Source organism: Dokdonia sp. Asnod3-C12 (assembly GCF_045063975.1).
Classification (GTDB): Bacteria; Bacteroidota; Bacteroidia; order Flavobacteriales; family Flavobacteriaceae; genus Dokdonia.
This window is the reverse complement of sequence record NZ_JBEFNY010000002.1, coordinates 1-2278: the sequence shown is the minus strand read 5'-3', so window position 1 is coordinate 2278 and position 2278 is coordinate 1. Positions and strand designations below refer to the sequence as shown.

1 protein-coding gene is annotated in these 2278 nt (G+C 40.8%); it reads right to left on the bottom strand.

Annotated elements, in window-relative coordinates; genetic code table 11:
- Positions 1 to 2278, bottom strand: a 2278-nt coding sequence (locus ACJJVW_RS00020) for a beta strand repeat-containing protein (protein ID WP_405250312.1), incomplete at both ends; no start/stop codon positions are given.

Sequence of the window (2278 nt, the reverse complement as noted above, 5' to 3'; positions counted from 1 at the left end):
CACCATCAGGATTCTGTCCTGTCGCAAGTGCTTGGTTTGTTACACCTCCGTTATCAATATCTGCCTGTGTGATAGTGTACACAGCACTGAAGGTCGTAGCATCTAAAGCACCAGCAACTAAATCAATAGGTCCTCCAATTACAGTTACCATTGGATCTGTAATTACAATATTTGTAATCGTTACGTTTCCAGTGTTTGTTACTGTGAAGTTATACGTTACCGTTTCTCCTGCTTGAGCGAAACCATCTCCGTTTACATCATTGAATGATCCAGTCTTGATTAATGCAATCGCTCCACCATCTGTTGGGAAGGTTGTGATTGTTTCATCATCCTCGAGGTTACTATCATCATCAGAAGTATCTGTTACATCAACGCCATCAGGATTCTGTCCTGTAGCAAGTGCTTGATTCGTTACTCCACCTCCATCAACATCTGCTTGTGTAATAGTATACACAGCACTGAAGGTCGTAGCATCTGAAGCACCAGCAACTAAATCAATAGGTCCGCCAGTTACAGCTACCATTGGATCTGTAATTACAATATTTGTAATTGTTACGTTTCCAGTGTTTGTTACTGTAAAGTTATACGTTACCGTTTCTCCTGCTTGAGCGAAACCATCTCCGTTTACATCATTGAATGATCCAGTCTTGATTAATGCAATCGCTCCACCATCTGTTGGGAAGGTTGTGATTGTTTCATCATCCTCGAGGTTACTATCATCATCAGAAGTATCTGTTACATCAACGCCATCAGGATTCTGTCCTGTAGCAAGTGCTTGATTCGTTACTCCACCTCCATCAACATCTGCTTGTGTAATAGTATACACAGCACTGAAGGTCGTAGCATCTGAAGCACCAGCAACTAAATCAATAGGTCCGCCTATTACAGCTACAATTGGATCAGTAATCACAATATTTGTAATTGTTACATTTCCAGTGTTCGTTACTGTAAAGTTATACGTTACTGTTTCTCCTGCTTGTGCGAAACCATCTCCGTTTACATCATTGAATGTTCCGGTCTTGATTAATGCAATCGCTCCACCATCTGTTGGGAAGGTTGTGATTGTTTCATCATCCTCAAGATTACTATTGTCATCTGAAGTATCTGTTACATCAACGCCATCAGGATTCTGTCCTGTAGCAAGTGCTTGATTCGTTACTCCACCTCCATCAACGTCTGCTTGTGTAATAGTATACACAGCACTGAAGGTCGTAGCATCTGAAGCACCAGCAACTAAATCAATAGGTCCGCCAGTTACAGCTACCATTGGATCTGTAATTACAATATTTGTAATCGTTACGTTTCCAGTATTGGTTACTGTGAAGTTATACGTTACAGTCTCTCCCGCTTGAGCGAAACCATCTCCGTTTACATCATTAAATGTTCCAGTCTTGATTAATGCAATCGCTCCACCATCTGTTGGGAAAGTTGTGATTGTTTCATCATCCTCAAGATTACTATCGTCATCTGAAGTATCTGTTACATCAACGCCATCAGGATTCTGTCCTGTAGCAAGTGCTTGATTCGTTACTCCACCTCCATCAACGTCTGCTTGTGTAATAGTATACACAGCACTGAAAGTCGTAGTATCTGAAGCACCAGCAACTAAATCAATAGGTCCGCCTATTACAGCTACAATTGGATCAGTAATCACAATATTTGTAATTGTTACATTTCCAGTGTTCGTTACTGTAAAGTTATACGTTACTGTTTCTCCTGCTTGTGCGAAACCATCTCCGTTTACATCATTGAATGTTCCGGTCTTGATTAATGCAATCGCTCCACCATCTGTTGGGAAGGTTGTGATTGTTTCATCATCCTCAAGATTACTATTGTCATCTGAAGTATCTGTTACATCAACGCCATCAGGATTCTGTCCTGTAGCAAGTGCTTGATTCGTTACTCCACCTCCATCAACGTCTGCTTGTGTAATAGTATACACAGCACTGAAAGTCGTAGTATCTGAAGCACCAGCAACTAAATCAATAGGTCCGCCTATTACAGCTACAATTGGATCAGTAATCACAATATTTGTAATTGTTACATTTCCAGTGTTCGTTACTGTAAAGTTATACGTTACTGTTTCTCCTGCTTGTGCGAAACCATCTCCGTTTACATCATTGAATGTTCCGGTCTTGATTAATGCAATCGCTCCACCATCTGTTGGGAAGGTTGTGATTGTTTCATCATCCTCAAGATTACTATTGTCATCTGAAGTATCTGTTACATCAACGCCATCAGGATTCTGTCCTGTAGCAAGTGCTTGATTCGTTACTCC